Genomic DNA, 18,899 nt, shown 5'->3' with positions numbered 1-18,899 from the left:
GATCACATCGGTGAGGACGCGGAGGTGGTTTTCGTGAGCGTTCAGCAGGTCACGGCGGTGAGGACCGGGGTGCTCGACGACCCGGAGGACGTACGGGAGGCGGCCGGGGCGCTCGCCGCGGGGCGGGCCGTGGCGCACGGGTTCGGCAACGGCTACGCGCTGACCTTCCGTTCCGAGCGGGAGACCGTCGAGCGGGTGAACCGGATGAGGGGTCGTCCGGCGGGCCGGGCCGCCGGGCTGGTGACCGTGCCCGAGCGGATCCCGGCCGCCTTCGACTGGACCCGGCTCCCCGAGGGCGTGCCGTGGCAGCAGGTGCGGTCGCTGATGGACGAGCTGCTCGGGCTCGGGCCCATCGGGCTGCGGGGGCCGGCGGCCGACCGGGTGCCCGACGCGCTCGTCGGGACGGACGGCGGCGCCCGTACGGTCCAGGTCGTCGTGCCCGGCACCCGCTGCCCCTCGCACGCCTTCCTGGGCGCCGCGCTCGCGCGGACCGGCGGCGACTTCCTGGCCGTCGCCTCGGCCGGCCGGGCCCAGGAACCCGCGCACTGGCGGGCCGACGGCCTCGTCGACGCGTTCGGCGGCGAGCCCGAGGTCGGGATCCTGGCGCACGCCGACGAGGAGGCCGCCCGCCGGCGCCATCCCTTCCACCGGCCGACCGCGGTCAGCGTCCTGTCCTTCCACCGCACCGCCGGGCACACCCGCTCCGGCCTGCCCGTGCTCGTCCTCGAACGGCACGGCTCGCTCTCGGCCGACCACATCCGCGCCGTCGCCGCCAACCACGGCTTCGGTCTCGCTCCGGCCCCGCACGCCGTCACCCCGCTCACCCCCAGGTCGTACGGCCTCGCCTGACCCGGCGGCACCGGCTCAGTGCGCCGGTGCGTCCAGCGCGATCTCCGCCCACACCGTCTTGCCCTCCGCCTCGTAGCGGACGCCCCACGCGTCCGACAGCGTCGCGCAGATGTGCAGGCCGCGGCCGCCCTCGTCCCCGGCCTTCGCGTGCCGCAGGTGCGGGGCGGTGGCCGCGCCGTCGCGGACCTCCACGGTGAGCGTGGCGTCGCCCCGGAGCAGCCGGAGGGCGACGGGCGGGGCGCCGTGCCGGACCGCGTTGGTGATCAGTTCGCTCACGATCAGCTCGACGGTGAGCGGGTCCACCCCGACCCCCCACCGCCGTACGCGTTCCTCGGCCGCGTGACGTACCGGCGCCACCGCCGACAGCTCGCCGGGCACCTCCCACTCGGCGATGTCGCCGGCCGGCAGCCGCAGGGTGCGGGCCACCAGCAGCACGCGTTCGGGCGCGAGGAGGGCCGCCAGGTCGTCCGCCATCGGATGCGGGCCGCGGCCGGGGAGGGCCAGCGCCGCCGCGATCCGGGCCTCGGAGGGGCCGCCGCCGGCCCGTTCGGAGGAGGCCAGGCACAGGGTGGTGCCCTCCGGCAGCAGATGGGAGGCGCAGGCGAACGGCGGCCCGTCGCCGCCGAGCAGCGGCCCCTCCTCCACCAGGTCCGCGTCGAGGGAGCCGTCCGGCCGGACGGCGACGCACAGCGAGGAGCCCGCCCGGGCGATCTCGAGGCGTCCGGTCACCGGGTCGTGCACGGCGATCGTGCAGCTCGCCGCCGGCTCGTCCGGGTCGTGCGCCGGGCCCTGCTCCCGGGCGAGACGCTGCGTCACGGTGTGCAGCCGGGCGAGCAGTTCGTGCGGGGAGAGGTCCAGCGTCGCGAGGCTGTAGACGGCGGTCCGCAGCCGGCCCATGGTCGCCACCGAGCTCAGCCCCGGCCGCTCCACCTGGCCCACCACCAGCGCGACCCGCGCGCCGGGCAGCGGGATGACGTCGAACCAGGAGCCCGCCCCGGTGCCGCCCGGCCGGTGCCGCTGGGCGACCTCGACGGCGTGCCGGGTCTCGCCCTCGGGGCGCAGCGGCCAGGACTGGAGAGCGGTCATCACGATGTGCTCGCGGGTGAAGCGGAGCGCGTTCTCCAGACAGGTCGCGGTGTGCGCCGTCACCCCCTCGGCCAGCGCGAGGTCGTCCTCGGTGTACGGGTCGGCCCCGGGCGGGCGCCGGAAGGCCACCGCCCCCAGCAACTGCCCGCGGACCGCGAGCGGCGCCACCAGCCGGACGTCCGGGCCGGCGGGCACCAGCTCGGGCCCCTCGGGCAGCCGCTCGCCGAACAGTCCGGGCAGCAGTACCGCCCCGGGCTCCGGCAGCGGTCCGTCCGCGTGGACGGCGCCGGAGCCGCCCACGGCGGCGCACCGCAGCAGCGGCGTCTCGCCCGCGCGCCGCAGCTCCGGCGGCTTGCCGCGCAGTACGGCGTCGGTCAGCGCGACCACGACGGATCCGGCGAAGCCCGGCACGGTCACCTCGACCAACTCCTGGGCGGTCCGCTCCACGTCCAGGGTCCGGCCGATCCGCTCCCGGGCCTGGTAGAGCAGTCCCAGCCGCTGTTCGGCGAGGATCCGCTGGGTGACGTCCCTGACGGTGGCGACCAGCCCGATCGGCGGCGCCTGCCCCCCGTCCGCCTCCGGTGCGATCAGCGGGTACACGGAGACGGAGTAGACGTGCCCGGGGCCCGTCTCGTGCGGCGGGCGGCCCCGTACGAGGACGTCCCGCAGCGGCGGTCCGCCGTCCAGGACCTCGCGGAGCGCGTCCTCGCGCACCTCGACGCCGAAGATCCGGTACGCCTCCGCCGCCGGCCGCCCGAGGAGGTGCTCCGTGACGCTCCCCGTGACGAGGCCCGCGCCGGTGACCCGTACGAGCCGCAGCTTCCGGTCGAGCACGTGCACCCCGACGTCGGTCTGCCGGAACACGGTGTCGAGGACGGCGCCGTCGGGCACGGGGGGAACGTCCTCGAACATGTGCACCCCTGTCAGTGCTCGACACCCGGTCCAGGCCCAGTCTGGCCGCTCCCCGGGCACTCCGCCTGTCGCCGCACCCGCCACCGGCCCACCGGGGGAGGGGATCCGGCGCCGTCAGCGGGAGCCCGGGGGCATCAGGAGGAGGCCGGTGCCGAGGGAGCGTTCGCCGGCGGCGTCGGAGGGCTGGTTGACGATGCCCGCCGCCGTCGCGAGGACGCTCGAACCGCCGCCGTCGAGGTTGAGCGCCTCCCGGGCGCCCAGGGCGCGCATCAGGCGGGCGGCGCCGTCGATGCCCAGGCCCTCGCTGACGCCGGGGCGGCGGCCGTCGGCGACGACCAGCATCAGGCGGCCCCGGTCGTCCACGCCGATCATGGACCGGGGGTTGGCGCGCACCGTCCATTCGTAGGTGAAGGACTGGTCCGGGCCCTCGCGGACGACGCCGTCGGCCAGCGCGTTCACCGCCACCTCGCCGTCGCGGACCAGGGCCGGGCCCACCTGGAGGACGGTCGTGTCGTGGTGGAGCGGGACCGGGCGGCCCCGGCCGTCCCGCACGCGCTCGTCGAAGGCGAGCGTCGCGCCCACCCGCACGGTGCGCAGCAGCCAGGCGGCGCCGGCGCCGGTGCCCTGGAGCGTCGACCCGCCGGGCGGGACGGCGGCGCCGCGGCTGTGCCGGACGGATGTCACCCGGCCCCGGGAGTCCAGGACGGCCTCCGCGCCGGGGCCGGCCGGGGGCGCGCCCCACTCGGGGGTGAAGCGGACGAGTTCGCTGTCGTCGGTGCACCGGACGTCGTGCTGCGGGCGCTCGGTCGGCAGGTCGCCGCCGACGCCGCCGCAGTTCCAGATCGAGCCCGGGAGCCGGTTGACGCCGTCGACCTCCGCGGTCTCCCCGGCCGCCGTGACCGTCACCCGGGCCGTGAAGGTGTCGACGGAGAAGGACCGCCCGCCGCGCTCCAGCCGGATGCCGGACCGTCCCTGGGTGGCGGAGCCGAGCAGCCGGCCGTCGCGCACGTAGAGGCCGCCGGGGGCGCTGTCGTAGAACCACTGCCCGTTGATCCCGGCGACGGCTCCCGCCGCGCCGATCAGGGCGGTCAGGGGTTCGGTGCCGTGGAGGGTGGGCCCGTGGCCGGTCTCCAGCCGGCCGCCGGACTCGTGCAGGTCGATCCGCAGGACGTGGACGCGCTGCGGCGCGTCGTCGTCGGTGCCGTCCTGGGCCGTGTAGCGGGTGCGGGCGGTGAACCCGGCCGTCCGGAGCCGGCCGGCGAGCGCCGCCGCCCCGGCCTCGTCCGGGTAGCCGCCGGTCCGCACCGTCCAGCCGAGCACCGCGGGCCGCAGGTCCGCGTAGGCCGGGGTGGTCACCTCCGCCACCCGCGGCTCGAACCCCGCCGCCCGCAGCGCCTCCGCCACCCGCACCGCCGTCCCGCGCGGCCCGAGGGCCAGCGGCGCGCCGGCGAACGGGCCGTCGGGGTGCTGGGGCAGGTTGACCTGGACGGTCCACACGTGGCCGGCGTCCCGCCGTCCGTACGTGAGGGTGGTGAGCGTCACGCCCGGCGCCGGCGTACTGGTGACGGCCGCCGCGCCGTCCACCGGATGGCGTGTGACGGCGGGGCGGGCCTCCGCGAGGGGCACGGAGGCGGCGGACAGGACCGCCACGGCCGCCAGGAGGGCGAGGGACCTGCGCTGCATGGGAGTCCTTCCGTCGTCGGAACGCACCTGGATACGGAGACAACACGCCGTCAGTTGCCGGAGGGTGGCCGGGAGTTCGCCGCCGGCCGCAGAGTCGTGGAAGGTTCGGTTCCCCTCCCTTCCCCGGCCGGGCGCGGGACCGCCGGGCCCGGCTCCGTACATCACCCGCCCGCCGTAGCCGGCGGGCCCGCGGCCCGGGCCGTCAGCCGCCCGCGGCACCCCGTCGGGGGCGGGGTCCCGCCCCGATATCCTTCCGGGGTGGAGATCCCCTCATATGACGAGATCCGGGCGCTGCACCGGAAGCACGCCCCCAGCGACGCCGCCTTCGAACTCGTCTTCACCCACTGCGAGATCGTCGCCGCCATCGCCGACCAGCTGCTCTCCCGCTCCGGCCGGGGCGTCGACGCCGACCTCGTCCGCGCCGGCTGCCTGCTGCACGACATCGGCGTCTACCGGCTGTACGACACCTCCGGGCGCATCGACGGCGCCTCGTACGTCACCCACGGTGTCCTCGGCCACCGGCTGCTCGCGGAGGAGGGCCTGCCCGAGGCCCTCTGCCGCTTCTGCTCCTGCCACACCGGCGTCGGCATCACCCAGGAGGACGTCCTCGCCCAGGGGCTGCCCATCCCGCCGGCCGACTACGTGCCCGTCACGCCCGAGGAGCGGATGGTCATGTACGCCGACAAGTTCCACTCCAAGTCCACCCCGCCGCGGTTCGTCTCCCCGGACAGCTTCGAGGTGCGCATCAGCCGCTTCGGCCCCGAGAAGGTCACCGTCTTCCAGGCCCTGCGCCGGCTGTACGGGGACCCCGAACTGGACGCCCTGGCCGCCACGTACGGTCACGCCGTGACCTGACCGCCCGGCCGGGCTCAGCTGGTGGCCGCGAAGAGGGTGACCACCGTCGCCGTGGTCACCGCCGCCTGCATGTCCCGGATCGCCACCCGGACGCCCTCGGTCGCCCACTGCCCCTCCGCGAGCTCCGCCATCCGCGCGGCGATCTCCTTGCGCGGCTCCCCGGGGAACGCCAGCCGGTGCAGCTTCGCCCCGTGCACCAGCGCGACCAGCCCGGCCGTCCGCTCGTCCGGCGCGGCGCCGTCGAGCACCACCGCGCGCAGCCGCTCCCGCAGCTCCCGCTCCGCCGAGCCGTCCGCCTCGGGGTAGCGCCGCACCGGGAACAGGCCCAGGACCCGGTGCTTCTCCTCCGCCACCAGACCCCGCTCGCAGAGCCGCGCGACCGTCGCGGCCGGCGCCTTCGCCTGGTCCCTCGTCAGCCACTCGGTGACCTTCGGAGCCCGGTCCCGCTTCGCCGCCCAGGCGGTGATCAGCGCCAGCCGCTCGTCGAGCAGCGGCTCCCCGGTGGGGCTCCCGTCCGCGACGGCGATCCGCCCGCCGGCCACCGACACCCGCCCGGCGAACGCCAGCTCCAGCAGGATCCCGCCCGCGACCGCCCACGCGGCGGCGTGCCGCTCCTTCGCCTCCCCGGACTCGTCGTCCAGCGACAGCAGGGCGATCTCCTCGGCGAGCGTGATCGTCATCGGCATCCTTCCAGGTGGGGGCGCCGGACACGCTCCGGCGGCTCTGCCCGGGAGGACGGTCTGACGGCCCGTCCGGTTGCCTCGGGACCGACGGGAACGTCCGTACGGGCCGGCCGGGGGGCCGTTGTCAGTGGCGGCTGTCACGCTGGGGCCATGGACAGGCAGAGCGACAGTCCCAGGGACAGGGGGAAGGACGGCGGCATGGGCGGGGACCGTGACGAGGAACTGCTGCGTGGCCGGGTCTACGGCCAGGACCACGACGACCCGCGCCCCGGACCGCGCCCCGGGCGCGTCTACGTGGAGCTGGTCGGCGGCCCGCTCGACGGGCTGCTGCTCGACGTGACCGACTGGACCGGCGAGGAGATACGCGCCGGCGCGGTCCTGGAGACGGAGCTGGGCCGCTACGGGGCGGACGGCAGAGCGGTGTACGGTCCGCGGGACGGCGACCCCGGACGCTTCGACTGGACCGGCGACACCCGCTGACGCGCCCGGCGACACCCGCCGCCGGGTATCGGGCACAGGCACCGGCCGGGCCGGGCACAGCCCCGAACGCGCCCGGGCACAGAAAAAGGCGGGAACACCTCCCGCCATGTTCAAGGTATAGCGCAAGGGGGGCCTTGCGGCAAGGCCCCCCGGATGCCGCACAATCGCACATCTACCCCGTCACCTGCCGAAACGAGATTCCCCGCGTGCCCATGCCGCTGCGCACCACCGGTCCCTTCCAGCTTCCCGACCGTCTCGCCGCCAAGGCCGCCCCCGCGCTCATCGCCGACGACGAGCAGCACTTCGCGGCCATCGCGGAGAGCCTCGACCAGGCCGTCGCCGAACTCTCCGAGCGGCTCGACGCCGTGCGCCGCGCCCCCGGCGGCGCGGGCCGCGAGGCGATGGAGCGTGACCTGGAGGTCCACCGGCTCTCGGGCCGGCTGCGCACCCTGCGCCGCTTCGGCCTCGACCTCTGCCTCGGCCGGATCGTCTCCGCCGACGGCTCCGAGCCCCTCTACATCGGACGCCTCGGCCTCACCGACAGCGCCGGGAACCGGCTGCTCGTCGACTGGCGCTCGCCCGCCGCCGAGCCCTTCTTCGGCGCCACCCACGCCCACCCCATGGGACTGGCCAGCCGCCGCCGCTACCGCTGGAACGGCGGCGCGGTCACCGACTACTGGGACGAGGTCTTCACCGAGGGCGGCCTGGACGCGCACGCGGCCCTGGACGACCAGTCCGCGTTCATCGCCAGCCTCGGCACCAACCGCTCCGAGCGGATGCGCGACGTGCTCTCCACCATCCAGGCCGACCAGGACGCCATCGTCCGCGCCGGCTCGCGCGGCGCCCTCGTCGTCGACGGCGGACCCGGCACCGGCAAGACCGTCGTCGCCCTGCACCGCGCCGCCTACCTGCTCTACTCCGACCCCCGGCTCGGCCACCGCCGCGGCGGCGTCCTCTTCGTCGGCCCCCACCAGCCCTACCTCGCCTACGTCTCCGACGTGCTGCCCAGCCTCGGCGAGGAGGGCGTGCGCACCTGCACCGTCCGCGACCTCGTCCCCGAAGGGGCCACCGCGGGCCCCGAGAAGGACCCGGAGGTCGCCCGGCTCAAGTCCTCCGCCGCACTGGTCCGCGGCATCGAGAAGGCCGTCCGCTTCTACGAGGAGCCGCCGGCCGAGCCGACCCACGTCACCACCGACTGGGGCGACCTCACCGTCACCGCCGAGGACTGGGCGGAGGTCTTCGACGCCCCCGGCCCCAGCACCCCGCACAACGAGGCCCGCGAACTGATCTGGGAGGAGCTCGTCACCCTCCTCAGGGAGAAGGCCGGCGACGAGGTCCCCGAGGTCCTCTTCGAGCGGGCCCTGCGGAGCGACCGGGAGCTGGTCTCCACCCTCGACCGCGCCTGGCCCATGCTGGAGCCCACCGACCTCGTCGGCGACCTGTGGACCGTCCCCGCCTACCTGCGCCTGTGCGCCCCCTGGCTGGACCGGGACGAGGTGCGCACCCTCCAGCGGGCCGACGCCCAGGCGTGGACCGAGTCCGACCTGCCGTACCTCGACGCGGCCCGGCAGCGGCTCGGCGACCCCCGGTCCGCCGCCCGCAAGCGCCGGGAGAAGGCGACCCTCGCCGCCCGCAAGGAGCGGATGGCCGGCGTCATCGACAACATCGTGCGCTCCGACGACGACGGCGAGGGCGCCGTCACCATGCTCCTCGGCAAGGACCTCCAGGACAGCCTCGTCGACGACGCCGGCCTGCCCGCCGCCACCACCGACCCGCTGGCCGGCCCGTTCGCCCACGTCGTCGTCGACGAGGCCCAGGAACTCACCGACGCCGAATGGCAGATGCTGCTCGTCCGCTGCCCGTCCCGCAGCTTCACCGTCGTCGGCGACCGCGCCCAGGCCCGGCACGGCTTCACCGAGACCTGGCGCGAGCGCCTGGAGCGCGTCGGCCTCGACCGGATCGAGACGGCCTCGCTCAGCATCAACTACCGCACCCCCGAGGAGGTCATGGCGGAGGCCGCGCCGGTCATCCGCGCCGCCCTCCCGGACGCCAACGTGCCGACCTCGGTCCGCGCCTCCGGCACGCCGGTCCACCACGGCACCACCGCCGAGCTCGACACCCTCCTCGACGACTGGCTCGCCGAGCACGCCGACGGCGTCGCCTGCGTCATCGCCGCCGAGGGACGCCTCCCCGAGCTCGGCGACCGCCCCCGGGTCAGGGCGCTCACGCCGAGCCTCTCCAAGGGCCTGGAGTTCGACCTCGTCGTCCTCCTCGACCCGCAGGAGTACGGCGAGGGCATCGAGGGCGCGGTGGACCGCTACGTGGCGATGACCCGGGCCACCCAGCGGCTCGTCGTCCTCACCACCGGCTGACCGGCGGCCCGGACGGTCAGGACGGCAGCCCGCCGCGCGCGATCACGTCCGCGTACCAGCGGGCGCTGTCCTTGAGCGTCCGCCGCTGGCTGGCGAAGTCCACGTGCACGATCCCGAACCTCTTGCTGTACCCGAAGGCCCACTCGAAGTTGTCCAGGAGCGACCACAGGAAGTAGCCGCGCACGTCCGCGCCGTCCTCGACGGCCCGCCGCACCGCCGCCAGATGCCCGTGCAGATACGCGACCCGCTCCGGGTCGCGCACCTGCCCGGACGGGTCCGCGTAGTCGTCGTACGCGGCCCCGTTCTCGGTGATCACCAGCGGCACGTGCGGCAGCTCGTCCCGCAGCCGCACCAGCAGCTCGTACAGCCCGTCCGCGTCCACCGGCCAGTCCATCGCCGTCCGGGGCCCCGGCGCGGGCAGGAACCGCACGTGCCGCTCCGCGCCCGCCCACGGCGACGGCGACTCCGAGGAGCCCGCCGCGACCACCGTCGGCGAGTAGTAGTTCAGGCCCAGCGAGTCGATCGGCGCCGCGATCGCCGCCAGGTCCCCGTCCCGTACGAACGCCCAGTCCGTCACGCCGGCCGTGTCCCGCACCAGGTCCTCCGGCAGCCGGCCCCGGAAGACCGGGTCCAGGAAGATCCGGTTCGCCACCGCGTCGATCCGCCGTGCCGCGTCCCGGTCCTCCGCCGACTCCGTCAGCGACCGCACCACATGCAGGTTGAGCGTCAGCGAGACCTCCGTGCCGGCCGGCAGCGACTCCCGCAGCGCCGCCACCGCCCAGCCGTGCGCCAGGTTCAGATGGTGCGCGGCGCGCAGCGCGGCCGCGTCGTCCGTCCGGCCCGGGGCGTGCACGCCGTTGCCGTACCCGAGGAAGGCGGCGCACCACGGCTCGTTCAGCGTCGTCCAGGTCGCGACCCGGTCGCCGAGTCCGTCGGCGACGATCCCGGCGTACTCGGCGAACCGCGCGGCGGTCTCGCGGCGCGGCCAGCCGCCCGCGTCCTCCAGCTCCTGCGGCAGGTCCCAGTGGTACAGCGTCGCCACCGGCCGGATGCCCGCCTCCCGCAGCTCGTCGCAGAGCCGCCGGTAGAAGTCCAGGCCCTTCTGGAGCGCCGGTCCGCGCCCGGTCGGCTGGACACGCGGCCAGGCCACCGAGAACCGGTAGTCCGTCACACCCAGTTCGCGCATCAGGGCCACGTCCTCGCGGACCCGGTGGTAGTGGTCGGCGGCGATGTCGCCGGTGTCGCCGTTGCGGACCTTGCCCGGCGTCCGGCTGAAGGTGTCCCAGATGGACGGCGTCCGGCCGTCCTCCGTGGCCGCGCCCTCGATCTGGTACGCGGCGGTGGCGGTGCCCCAGCGGAAACCCTCCGGGAAGCGGAGGGTCGCGGAGGAGTCGGGGCGGGCGTCGACAGCGGTCATGAGGAGACAACTCCAGAGGGAGGAAAGGGGAGGGGAGGAGGAAGGGGTGGGGGCATCGGGGAGGGCGGGGGCTCAGCCCTTGACCGCGCCCTGCATGATGCCGCCGACGATCTGGCGGCCCAGCAGGCCGAAGACCAGCAGCACGGGCAGCGTGCCCAGCAGGGTGCCGGCCATGATCACCGACTGGTCGTGGACGTATCCGCCGCCGAGCTGGCGGAGCGCCACCTGGACGGTCGGCTCCTGCGAGGAGAGCGCCACGATCGGCCAGAAGAAGTCGTTCCAGGCGGCCATGAAGGTGAGCAGGCCGAGCACGGCCATGCCGGGGCGGGCGATCGGCACGACGATCGACCAGAAGATCCGGGCCGTCGAGGCGCCGTCCACCCTTGCCGCCTCGATCAGCTCGTCGGGGAGCGACTGCACCAGGTACTGGCGCATGAAGAACACGCCGAAGGCGGAGACGAGGCCGGGCAGGATCACCGACTGGAGCTGGTTCACCCACTGGAGCTCCGCGATCAGCATGAAGAGCGGGATGACGCCGAGCTGCGGCGGGATCATCATCGTGCCCACGGTGACCGCGAGCAGCGCGCCCCGGCCCCGGAAGCGGAGCTTGGCGAAGGCGAACCCGGCGAGGGTGCAGCAGAGCACCGTGCCCACCGTGATCGAGCCGGACACGATCAGGGAGTTGAGCAGTGCCTTGCCGATGTCGGCCTCGGCGAGGACGGCCTCGAAGTTCCGGATGAGGTGGGGGCCGGGCACCAGCGACGGGGGCACCTGGGCCAGGTCGGCGTTGGTGCGGCTGGCGGCGACGATGGTCCAGTAGAACGGGAAGGCCGAGACGAGGACCGCCAGGATCAGCACGGCGTACGCGAGTGGTCCGGCCTTCAGGGTCCGTCCGGCGCCCGACCGGCGGCGGCGGACGGGGGGCCGTCCCGTGGGGGAGACGACCGGGGCGGGCGGGTCGGCGAGCGCGGTCATCGGCCGGCCTCCTTGCGGGAACGGCGGCGCGCGATCAGGGCGTTGACCCCGACGAGCACCAGGATCAGCAGGAACATCACCCAGGCGATCGCGGCCGCCCGGCCCAGGTGGAAGAAGCCCCAGCCCTGCTCGTACATGTACAGGCCGAGGGTCTGGTACTGGTGCGAGATGCCGCCCGACATGGAGCCCTCGAAGAGCAGCGGCTCGCCGAAGAGCTGGGTCGCGCCGATCGTCGACACGACGACCGTGAAGAGGATGGTCGGCCGCAGCCCCGGCAGCGTCACGTGGAAGAACTGCCGCCACCGGGAGGCGCCGTCCATCTCGGCCGCCTCGTACAGCTCGGACGGGATGGACTGCATGCCGGCGAGGTAGATGAGCGCGTTGTAGCCGGTCCACCGCCACACGACGATGGTGGAGACGGCGATCTGGGAGCTCAGGGTGCCCGACTGCCAGTCGATCGGACCGACGCCGACCAGGCCGAGGACGTAGTTGAAGAGCCCGAAGTCGCGGCCGAAGAGCTGGGCGAAGACGAGGGTGGCGGCGGCGACCGAGGTGGCGTACGGCAGCAGCATCGCGGTGCGCAGGAAGGTCCGGCCGCGCAGCCGGTGGTTGAGCAGATGCGCCAGCGCCAGGGCCATCACCAGCTGGGGGACGGTCGAGAGCACGCCGATGGTGAAGGTGTTGCGCAGCGCGGTCCAGAAGAACTCGTCGCCGAACAGGGCGGTGTAGTTGCCGAGCCCGCGCCACTCCATGGCGCCGGGGTCCTGGAGCTCGACCCGGTGGAGGGAGACGTACGCCGTGTAGACCAGCGGGAAGAGCCCGAAGGCGGCGAAGAGGGTGAAGAACGGGGCGACGTACGTATACGGCGACACCGCGCGCCACGCCCGCCGGAGAACCGGCTGGCGCGGGACGGTGACGGCTTTCGCCGGTGCGGTGAGGGTCACGGTGCGGCCCTTCGGGAGACGGTCACGGAGGAGGGTGAGGCGGTGGAGCGGGTGGCCGGGGCGGGGGGAGCCGCCCCGGCCGGAACGAGCGAGCCGGCGCGCGCCCGTCCCGGGACGGGTGAGCGAGCCCGCGCGCCCGGGTCGGCGCAGCCCGCGGGCTCCGGTCGCCCCGGGCGGGGCGGAGCCGGCTCGGCCCCGCCCAGGCCCGGGACCACCCGGGTCGGCGGCTCTGCCGGGCCGGATAGACCGGGCCAGGCCCCGGCCGGGCTGGGCTGATCGGGTCGGGTCCCCTGGCCAGGTCGGGTCGATCGGTCAGGGCCCGGGGCGGGCCGGGCACCGGACCGGTGCCCGGCCCGGACGGGGCACCGAACAGGCCGGGGTCACCGGGCTGTTCCGTACGGCCCGACGTCACCGGCTCGGTTCTCGCCGGTGCCGCACCCGGTCGCGGTCGGTCCGGTCCGGGCCATCCGGAGCGAGGCCCGCCCGGTCCAGGGCCGACCGGATCGGCCCCGCCCAGGCCGGGCCCGCGCCGGAGGGATCCGTCCCGACGGCCCGCCAGCGCGGGGCCCGCCCGAGCCGGAACCTGCCGAGCCGGAGTCCGTCGGTCCGGCCCCGTAGGGCTGGAGTCCTTCGGACCGGGTCCCACCTGGCGGGGTCCGACGGACCTGGCCCCGCAGGGCCGGAGTCCATCAGGCCGGCCCCGTAGGGCTGGAGTCCTTCGGACCGGGTCCGGCTGGTCGGGGCCCCGTCGGGCCGGGTCCCGCCGGTGGGAGTCCGTTGAACCGGGTCCCGCCGGCCGGGGTCCCTCCCGGTGGGACCGCAGGGCGGGAGTCCAACGGACAGGCCCCAGGGCTGGAGTCCGTCGGACCGGGTCCCACCTTGGCGCGGTCCGCCGGGACCGGGTCCCGCAGGGCCGGAGTCCTTCGGCCGGGCCCCGCCGGGGGTCCGTCGAACCGGGTCCCCCCGGCCGGGGTCCGTCCGGACGGGTCCCGCAGGGCTGGAGTCCGTCGGACCGGGTCCCACCTGGCGGGGTCCGACGGACCGGGTCCCGCAGGGCCGGAGACATCGGGTCAGGCACGCCGGGCCAGAGGCGCGCCGGGGTCAGCCGAGGGTGTTCGCGACGCCCTTCTTCGCGTTCTCCCACGCCTTCTCGGGGGCGAGGCCCTTGCGCTCGACCTCGCTCAGCGCGTTGGTGATCTGCTGGTTGATGTTCTGGTCGTGGATGCCGAGGACCTGGACCGGGGCCGCCTTGGCCGCGTCGCCGAAGATCTTTCCGATCGGCGCGCCGGAGAAGTACGGGTCCGTGGTGTCCGCGACCTCGGCGATGGCGCCGGTCGAGGAGGGGAAGTTGCCCTGCTTGGCGAAGATCTTGGCCTGCTGCTCGGGCGCGGTGAGCCACTTGATCAGCTCGTACGCCTCCTTCTTGTGCTGCGCGGCGCGCGGCACCGCGAGGTACGAGCCGCCCCAGTTGCCGGCGCCGCCGGGCAGCGCGGCGATGTCCCACTTGCCCTTGCCGGACTCGCCGGCCTGGCCCTTGATGTAGCCGAGCATCCAGGCGGGGCAGGGGATGGTGGCGAAGGAGCCGGCGGCGAACGCCTGGTTCCACTGCGGGGACCACTGGTCGAGCTTGGCGCTGAGGCCGGCGCCGCTCGCCTCGACGGAGGTCTCCCAGGCGGTCTTGAGGGCCGGGTTGGTCTCCCAGATCAGGGCGCCGGAGGCGTCGTAGTAGCGCTCCTTCTCCTGGCCGATCATGATCGAGAAGAGGCTGCCGACGCTGTCGAGCCAGGCGCTCTTGGCGGGCGCCTTGGCCTTGTACTGCTTGCCGAGCTCCAGGTAGCCGTCCCAGGTGGACCAGCGCTTGGCCAGTTCGGCCCGGTCGGTGGGGAGTCCGGCCTGCTCGAAGAGGTCGGTGCGGTAGCACATCGCCTCGGGGCCGACGTCGGTGCCGAGGCCGAGGACCTCGCCGTTCTTCCCGGTGGCGGCGGCCCACTTGGCGTCGGCGAACTGGCTCTTGAGCCCGTCGGCACCGTACTTCCGCAGGTCCTCGAAGCGGTCGGCCTGCTGCTGGGTGACGGAGGCGATCCGGCCGACCTCGATGCCCTGGACGTCGGCGAGGCCGCCGCCGCCGGCGAGCCGGGTCTGGAGCGACTTCCAGTAGTCGGCCTCGTCCTCGGTGTCGGTCTGCTTGATGGTGACGCCGGGGTGGAGCTTCTCGTACTCGGCGTAGAGCCCGGCCTCCTTGTAGCCGAAGGAGCCGAAGAGGTCGACGGTGATCGTGACCTCGCCGCCCGGCTTGTCGGAGGCGGTGCCGGAGGAGCCGGATCCGCAGGCGGCGAGCAGGGAACCGGCGAGCGCGACCGCTCCGAGGCGGAGGGCGGCCTGGGTGGCGGCTCGGGTGATGGGCATGGACGGGCTCCCTTGGCGTCGGGACGGATCGGGGGAGAGGCGAGGGACGGCTCCGGGTCCTCCCGGAGACCGGAGGGACGCTTGAGAGCGCTCTCAAGAACGGTCTGGAGCGTGCCCCGACTCTCCCGTTCCCGTCAAGACTCGAAGGCGTAACGGCTCCGAATCGAACGGTTCCTACGGAGCCGTCGCCCCAACACCGCTTCGCGTCCCGTCTCTTGACGCTCAGGTTTCGGGAGTTTTACGTTGCGCACTGCTGAGAGCGCTCTCAGGAGCCGTCGAGCCGACGGACGAAACCCGTGAACCCCCACGAACCCCCTTCGAGCCAACGAGGTGCTGTACGTGTCAGCTCCCCGCTCCCGACCGGCCGCGTCGCTGGTCCTCACCGCCGCCCTGGCCGCCGCCGGTCTCGTACCGGCCGCCGCCGGTCCCGCCTCCGCCGCCACCGTCCCCGTGGGCGCCGGCGGGTACTCGGACACCCGCCCCGCCGGGACCTCCGGCCCCACCACCAACACCGGCACCCCCGTCACCCCCAAGGTGACCGCCGCCGCCAAGGACCGGCCCGTTCCCACCAACGACTGGTGGTCCTCGCTCGCCTTCCAGCGCTACGGCGACAACCCGTACTCCACCCCCATGTACGGGCACCCGCTCACCTACCAGGCCGTCGCCGGCGGCCTCCAGATCGGCTACCCCACCACGCCCGCGATCGTCGGCGACGGGCGGCAGTACGAGTTCGCCCACAAGGCCGACCTCACCCTCGGTCTCACCGGCCTGAACTCGCCCGACACCAAGGCCGACGACTGGTCCGACTGGACCGTCACCCCCCTCTGGTCCGACGGCGCCCGCACCCTGCGCACCACCATCGGCCACGGCATGCCGTTCGTGTACGCCAAGGGCACCGGCGGCGACGCCCGCATCACCACGGCGTCCACCCCCACCGTCTTCGCCGACCAGGGCAACGTCCTCGGCATCACCGTCGCCGGCCACCACTACGCCCTCTTCTCGCCCACCGGCACCGACTGGAACGTCTCCGGCACCACGGTGACCGCCGGCCTCGGCGGCAAGGACTACTTCTCCGTCGCCGTCCTGCCCTCCACCGACGCGCTGGCCACCTTCCGCAGGTACGCCTTCAGCTTCGTCACCGGCTCCCGCGTCACCTGGTCGTCCTCGGGCGGCAGGATCAACGCCACCTACGCCCTCACCACCGAGGCGAAGGAGGGCACCGAGACCGGCACCCTCCAGGCCCTCTACCGCCACCAGTGGCTCAACACCACGGACGCCCTCACCCCGTACACCTACGTCTCCCCGCGCGGCACCATGAAGGTCCGCGAGAGCCGGAGCTTCACCACCAGCCGGAGGCAGGCCGCCGTCCTGCCCGGGCTGCCCGCCTCCGGCGCGGTGGACCAGGCCCGGCTGCGTACGTACCTGAACGAGGTGGTGAACTCCGCGGACCCGTTCTCCGGCGCCACCGACACGTACTGGACCGGCAAGGCGCTCGGGAAGCTCGCCCAGCTCGTGCCGCTCGCCGAGCAGCTCGGCGACACCGCCCTGCGCGACCGGCTCCTCGGCCTGCTCAAGGGCCGGCTCCAGGACTGGTTCACCGCCGGCGGCGCCAACGAGTTCTCGTACGACCGCACCTGGAAGACCCTGACCGGCTATCCGGCCTCCTACGGCAGCGACACCGAGCTCAACGACCACCACTTCCACTACGGCTACTACGTGTACGCCGCCGCGATCGTCGCCCAGTACGACCAGGCGTGGGCCGCCGACTCGGCCTGGGGCGGCATGGTGAAGACCCTGGTCCGCGACGTCGCCAACCCCAGCCGCACCGACACGGCCTTCCCGTTCCTGCGCGGCTTCGACGTCTACGCCGGCCACAGCTGGGCCTCCGGCCACTCCGGCTTCGCCGCCGGCAACAACCAGGAGTCCTCCTCCGAGTCCACCAACCTGAGCGCCGCGCTCGTGCTGTGGGGCTCGGCCACCGGCGACACCGCCCTGCGCGACCTCGGCGGCTACCTCCTCGCCACCGAGTCCGACGCCATCGGCCAGTACTGGTTCGACGCCGACCAGCAGGTCTTCCCCGGCTCCTTCGGCCACGACACCGTCGGCATGGTCTGGGGCAGCGGCGGCGCCTACTCCACCTGGTGGACCGCCAACCCCGAGGAGATCCACGGCATCAACACCCTCCCGGTGACCTCCGGCAACGCGTTGCACATGGGCGCCTACCCGGGCGCCATCCGGCGCAACCTGGCCGAGATGGAGCGGGAGAACGGCGGCCCCGCCGTCGAATGGCGCGACATTCTCTGGGAGTTCGAGTCGCTCGCCGAGCCGGCCCGCGCCAAGGGCCGCTTCGACGCGGTCGGCGGGAACTACACCCCCGAGGCCGGCGAGTCCCGCGCCCACACCTACCACTGGCTGACCACGCTGGACGCGCTCGGCGCCCCCGACGCGACCGTCACCGGCTCGATCCCCACCTCGGCCGTCTTCCTGAAGGGCACCGAGCGGACCTACGCCGCCCACAACCACGGCTCCGCCCCGGTCACCGTCACCTTCTCCGACGGCAAGTCCCTGACCGTACCGGCCCGTTCCACCGCCACCGGCAAGGGCACCGGCACCATCCCCTGCGGCCAGCCCGGCGGACCGGCCTGCCCCGAGCCGAGCACCGGCGACACCTTCCGGCTCAAGAGCGGCGGCCAGCTGACCACCGCGACCGACACCACCGCCGGCAGCGACACCATCGCCTCCGCCGGCGGCGCCAACCACGACGGCACCCCGTACCAGCCGCTCGTCTACGAGGCGCGGAACGTCACCGGCACCCTGACCCCGGGCGCCGCCACCGCCTTCCGCCTCGCGGTGGACGCGGGCACCACCGTCGGCCTCGGCCAGCAGGTCCGGGTCAGCTACGACCTGACCGGCGACGGCAGCTTCGAACGCACCGAGACGTACCACTACTTCGCCACCGACCCGGTAACCGGCTGGGAGCGCTACGACCAGACCCGCGGCCTGAAGTCCGCCACCGGCACCCTCGGCGACCTGCGCGGCGGCACCGTCCGCGTGGAACTGTGGAGCGCCATCGGCAACGGCCCGTCCACGGTCAGGACGGGGACGGCCGACTCGGTCGTGGTCATCCCCTTCGACTGAGCGGAGGCTAGGCCGACGCCCGGCGCACCAGCGTCGTCGGCGTGATCAGCGGGTCCGGGGCGGGCGCCCCGGACCCGTGGTCGTTCAGCAGTCGCATCAGCAGCCGGACCATCAGCCGGCCCATGCCCTCGATGTCCTGCCGGACCGTCGTCAGCGGCGGCTCCGTGCGCTCGGCGATCGACGCCACGTCGTCGAAACCGACCACGGCCACATCCTCCGGCACCCGCAGCCCCCGCTCCCGCAGCACCCGCAGCGCACCCGAGGCCATCAGGTCGTTGGCGGCGAACACCCCGTCCACGTCCGGCCGCCGGACGAGCAGCTCGGCCATCGCCCGGGCGCCGCTCTCCGCCGTGAAGTCGCCCTGACACAGCAGGTCCGCATCCGGCTCCCCGAGCGCGTCGCGCCAGCCCTCGGCGCGGTCCACCGCCGAGGTCTGGTCGCGCGGCCCGGCGAGGTGCCCGACCGTGCGGCAGCCCCGGCCGACCAGGAGCCGGACGGCCTCGCGGGCCCCGCCGCGGTTGTCGGCGTCCACGTACGGCATGTCCTGGCCGATCCCGTCCGTCGGCCGCCCGCCCAGCACCGTCGGCACCTTCGCCCGGCGCAGCACCGCCGCCAGCTCGTCCTCGTCGTGCAGGGAGAAGGCGAGGGCGCCGTCGACGTGCCCGCCGGCGAGATAGCGGGCGATCCGGTCGTAGTCGCCCGGGCTCTCCACCCAGAGCAGCACCAACTGCGAGTCGTGGGCGGTCAGTTCACGGCTGATGCCGCGCACCTGCTCCTGGAAGAAGGGGTCGGAGAAGATCCGGAACTCCGGCTCGGCGATGACCACGGCCACGGCGCCGTTCCGCCGGGTGACCAGGGTGCGGGCCGCCAGGTTCGGCACGTACCCGAGCGCGTCGACCGCCTGCCGGACCTTCTCGACCAGCGGGGGGCGCACCCCGGCGCCGCCGTTGACGACCCGGGAGGCCGTCGCCCGGGACACTCCGGCGAGGGCCGCGACGGCCTCCAGGGTCGGACGCGCCCTCGTCGTCTGCTCGGCCACGTGGGCCCCCTTCATCTGCTCGGTCCGGGAGCGGGCGGCTGCCCGGACGGACCGCGTGAT

General features: G+C 74.5%; 13 protein-coding genes. 5 read left to right on the top strand and 8 right to left on the bottom strand.

The window, feature by feature from the left end:
* Positions 1–33 precede the first annotated feature (33 nt).
* The gene (locus tag IF73_RS0105015) at positions 34–849 is read left to right on the top strand and encodes a hypothetical protein (protein WP_031003815.1); all 816 of its coding nucleotides are present in this window, start codon (positions 34–36) and stop codon (positions 847–849) included.
* A gap of 15 nt (positions 850–864) precedes the next feature.
* Here IF73_RS0105015 and IF73_RS0105010 read toward each other — a convergent pair whose 3' ends face one another.
* The gene (locus tag IF73_RS0105010; protein WP_031003813.1) at positions 865–2,847 is read right to left on the bottom strand and encodes a SpoIIE family protein phosphatase; all 1,983 of its coding nucleotides are present in this window, start codon (positions 2,845–2,847) and stop codon (positions 865–867) included.
* A gap of 114 nt (positions 2,848–2,961) precedes the next feature.
* Positions 2,962–4,530, bottom strand: a complete 1,569-nt coding sequence (locus tag IF73_RS0105005; protein ID WP_031003811.1) for a phosphodiester glycosidase family protein — start codon at positions 4,528–4,530, stop codon at positions 2,962–2,964.
* A 258-nt stretch (positions 4,531–4,788) separates the two neighbouring features.
* Between IF73_RS0105005 and IF73_RS0105000 the strand changes: the two genes are divergently transcribed.
* Positions 4,789–5,385: an HD domain-containing protein gene (locus IF73_RS0105000; protein ID WP_031003809.1), complete on the top strand. Its 597-nt coding sequence runs from the start codon at positions 4,789–4,791 to the stop codon at positions 5,383–5,385.
* A gap of 14 nt (positions 5,386–5,399) precedes the next feature.
* Here the strand turns inward: IF73_RS0105000 and IF73_RS0104995 are convergent, their stop codons facing one another.
* Positions 5,400–6,065 carry a GOLPH3/VPS74 family protein gene (locus IF73_RS0104995; RefSeq protein WP_031003807.1) on the bottom strand — a complete coding sequence of 222 codons (666 nt, stop codon included), beginning with the start codon at positions 6,063–6,065 and terminating at the stop codon, positions 5,400–5,402.
* A 201-nt stretch (positions 6,066–6,266) separates the two neighbouring features.
* On the opposite strand from IF73_RS0104995, the gene IF73_RS0104990 reads away from it, so the two are divergent.
* Both IF73_RS0104990 and helR read left to right on the top strand, forming a co-directional pair.
* A complete protein-coding gene (locus IF73_RS0104990) occupies positions 6,267–6,548 on the top strand; it encodes a hypothetical protein (protein WP_031003805.1) in 282 nt (93 codons plus the stop codon).
* Positions 6,549–6,760: 212 nt separating this feature from the next.
* Complete coding sequence (gene helR / locus IF73_RS0104985; RefSeq protein ID WP_031003803.1) at positions 6,761–8,920, top strand: RNA polymerase recycling motor ATPase HelR; 2,160 nt, start codon at positions 6,761–6,763, stop codon at positions 8,918–8,920.
* 16 nt (positions 8,921–8,936) lie between these two features.
* Here helR and IF73_RS0104980 read toward each other — a convergent pair whose 3' ends face one another.
* The 4 genes from IF73_RS0104980 to IF73_RS0104965 form a co-directional block, all read right to left on the bottom strand.
* Positions 8,937–10,337: a GH1 family beta-glucosidase gene (locus tag IF73_RS0104980; RefSeq protein WP_031003801.1), complete on the bottom strand. Its 1,401-nt coding sequence runs from the start codon at positions 10,335–10,337 to the stop codon at positions 8,937–8,939.
* A gap of 72 nt (positions 10,338–10,409) precedes the next feature.
* A complete protein-coding gene (locus IF73_RS0104975; RefSeq protein WP_031003799.1) occupies positions 10,410–11,312 on the bottom strand; it encodes a carbohydrate ABC transporter permease in 903 nt (300 codons plus the stop codon).
* The gene (locus IF73_RS0104970; protein WP_031003798.1) at positions 11,309–12,256 is read right to left on the bottom strand and encodes a carbohydrate ABC transporter permease; all 948 of its coding nucleotides are present in this window, start codon (positions 12,254–12,256) and stop codon (positions 11,309–11,311) included. Before IF73_RS0104970 ends, IF73_RS0104975 begins: the two co-directional genes overlap by 4 nt.
* Positions 12,257–13,357: 1,101 nt before the next feature.
* The gene (locus tag IF73_RS0104965) at positions 13,358–14,662 is read right to left on the bottom strand and encodes an extracellular solute-binding protein (protein WP_031003796.1); all 1,305 of its coding nucleotides are present in this window, start codon (positions 14,660–14,662) and stop codon (positions 13,358–13,360) included.
* A 339-nt stretch (positions 14,663–15,001) separates the two neighbouring features.
* On the opposite strand from IF73_RS0104965, the gene IF73_RS0104960 reads away from it, so the two are divergent.
* Positions 15,002–17,800, top strand: a complete 2,799-nt coding sequence (locus tag IF73_RS0104960; RefSeq protein WP_031003793.1) for a glycosyl hydrolase — start codon at positions 15,002–15,004, stop codon at positions 17,798–17,800.
* 7 nt (positions 17,801–17,807) lie between these two features.
* Here IF73_RS0104960 and IF73_RS0104955 read toward each other — a convergent pair whose 3' ends face one another.
* The gene (locus IF73_RS0104955) at positions 17,808–18,854 is read right to left on the bottom strand and encodes a LacI family DNA-binding transcriptional regulator (protein ID WP_051716530.1); all 1,047 of its coding nucleotides are present in this window, start codon (positions 18,852–18,854) and stop codon (positions 17,808–17,810) included.
* Between the last annotated feature and the right edge of the window lie 45 nt (positions 18,855–18,899).

It is taken from the genome of Streptomyces sp. NRRL F-5727, assembly GCF_000719555.1.
In the GTDB taxonomy this organism is placed as follows: Bacteria; Actinomycetota; Actinomycetes; order Streptomycetales; family Streptomycetaceae; genus Streptomyces.
The sequence above is the reverse complement of the archived record's forward strand: the minus strand, read 5'-3'. Positions and strand labels throughout refer to the sequence as shown.

Bases quoted from the DNA above. Each gene is read 5' to 3' on its own strand.
- IF73_RS0104980 (WP_031003801.1), bottom strand. From the start codon at position 10,337: ATGACCGCTGTCGACGCCCGCCCCGACTCCTCCGCGACCCTCCGCTTC.
- IF73_RS0104965 (WP_031003796.1), bottom strand. From the start codon at position 14,662: ATGCCCATCACCCGAGCCGCCACCCAGGCCGCCCTCCGCCTCGGAGCG.
- IF73_RS0104975 (WP_031003799.1), bottom strand. From the start codon at position 11,312: ATGACCGCGCTCGCCGACCCGCCCGCCCCGGTCGTCTCCCCCACGGGA.
- IF73_RS0104990 (WP_031003805.1), top strand. From the start codon at position 6,267: ATGGGCGGGGACCGTGACGAGGAACTGCTGCGTGGCCGGGTCTACGGC.
- IF73_RS0105010 (WP_031003813.1), bottom strand. From the start codon at position 2,847: ATGTTCGAGGACGTTCCCCCCGTGCCCGACGGCGCCGTCCTCGACACC.
- IF73_RS0105005 (WP_031003811.1), bottom strand. From the start codon at position 4,530: ATGCAGCGCAGGTCCCTCGCCCTCCTGGCGGCCGTGGCGGTCCTGTCC.
- IF73_RS0104995 (WP_031003807.1), bottom strand. From the start codon at position 6,065: ATGACGATCACGCTCGCCGAGGAGATCGCCCTGCTGTCGCTGGACGAC.
- helR (WP_031003803.1), top strand. From the start codon at position 6,761: ATGCCGCTGCGCACCACCGGTCCCTTCCAGCTTCCCGACCGTCTCGCC.
- IF73_RS0104955 (WP_051716530.1), bottom strand. From the start codon at position 18,854: ATGAAGGGGGCCCACGTGGCCGAGCAGACGACGAGGGCGCGTCCGACC.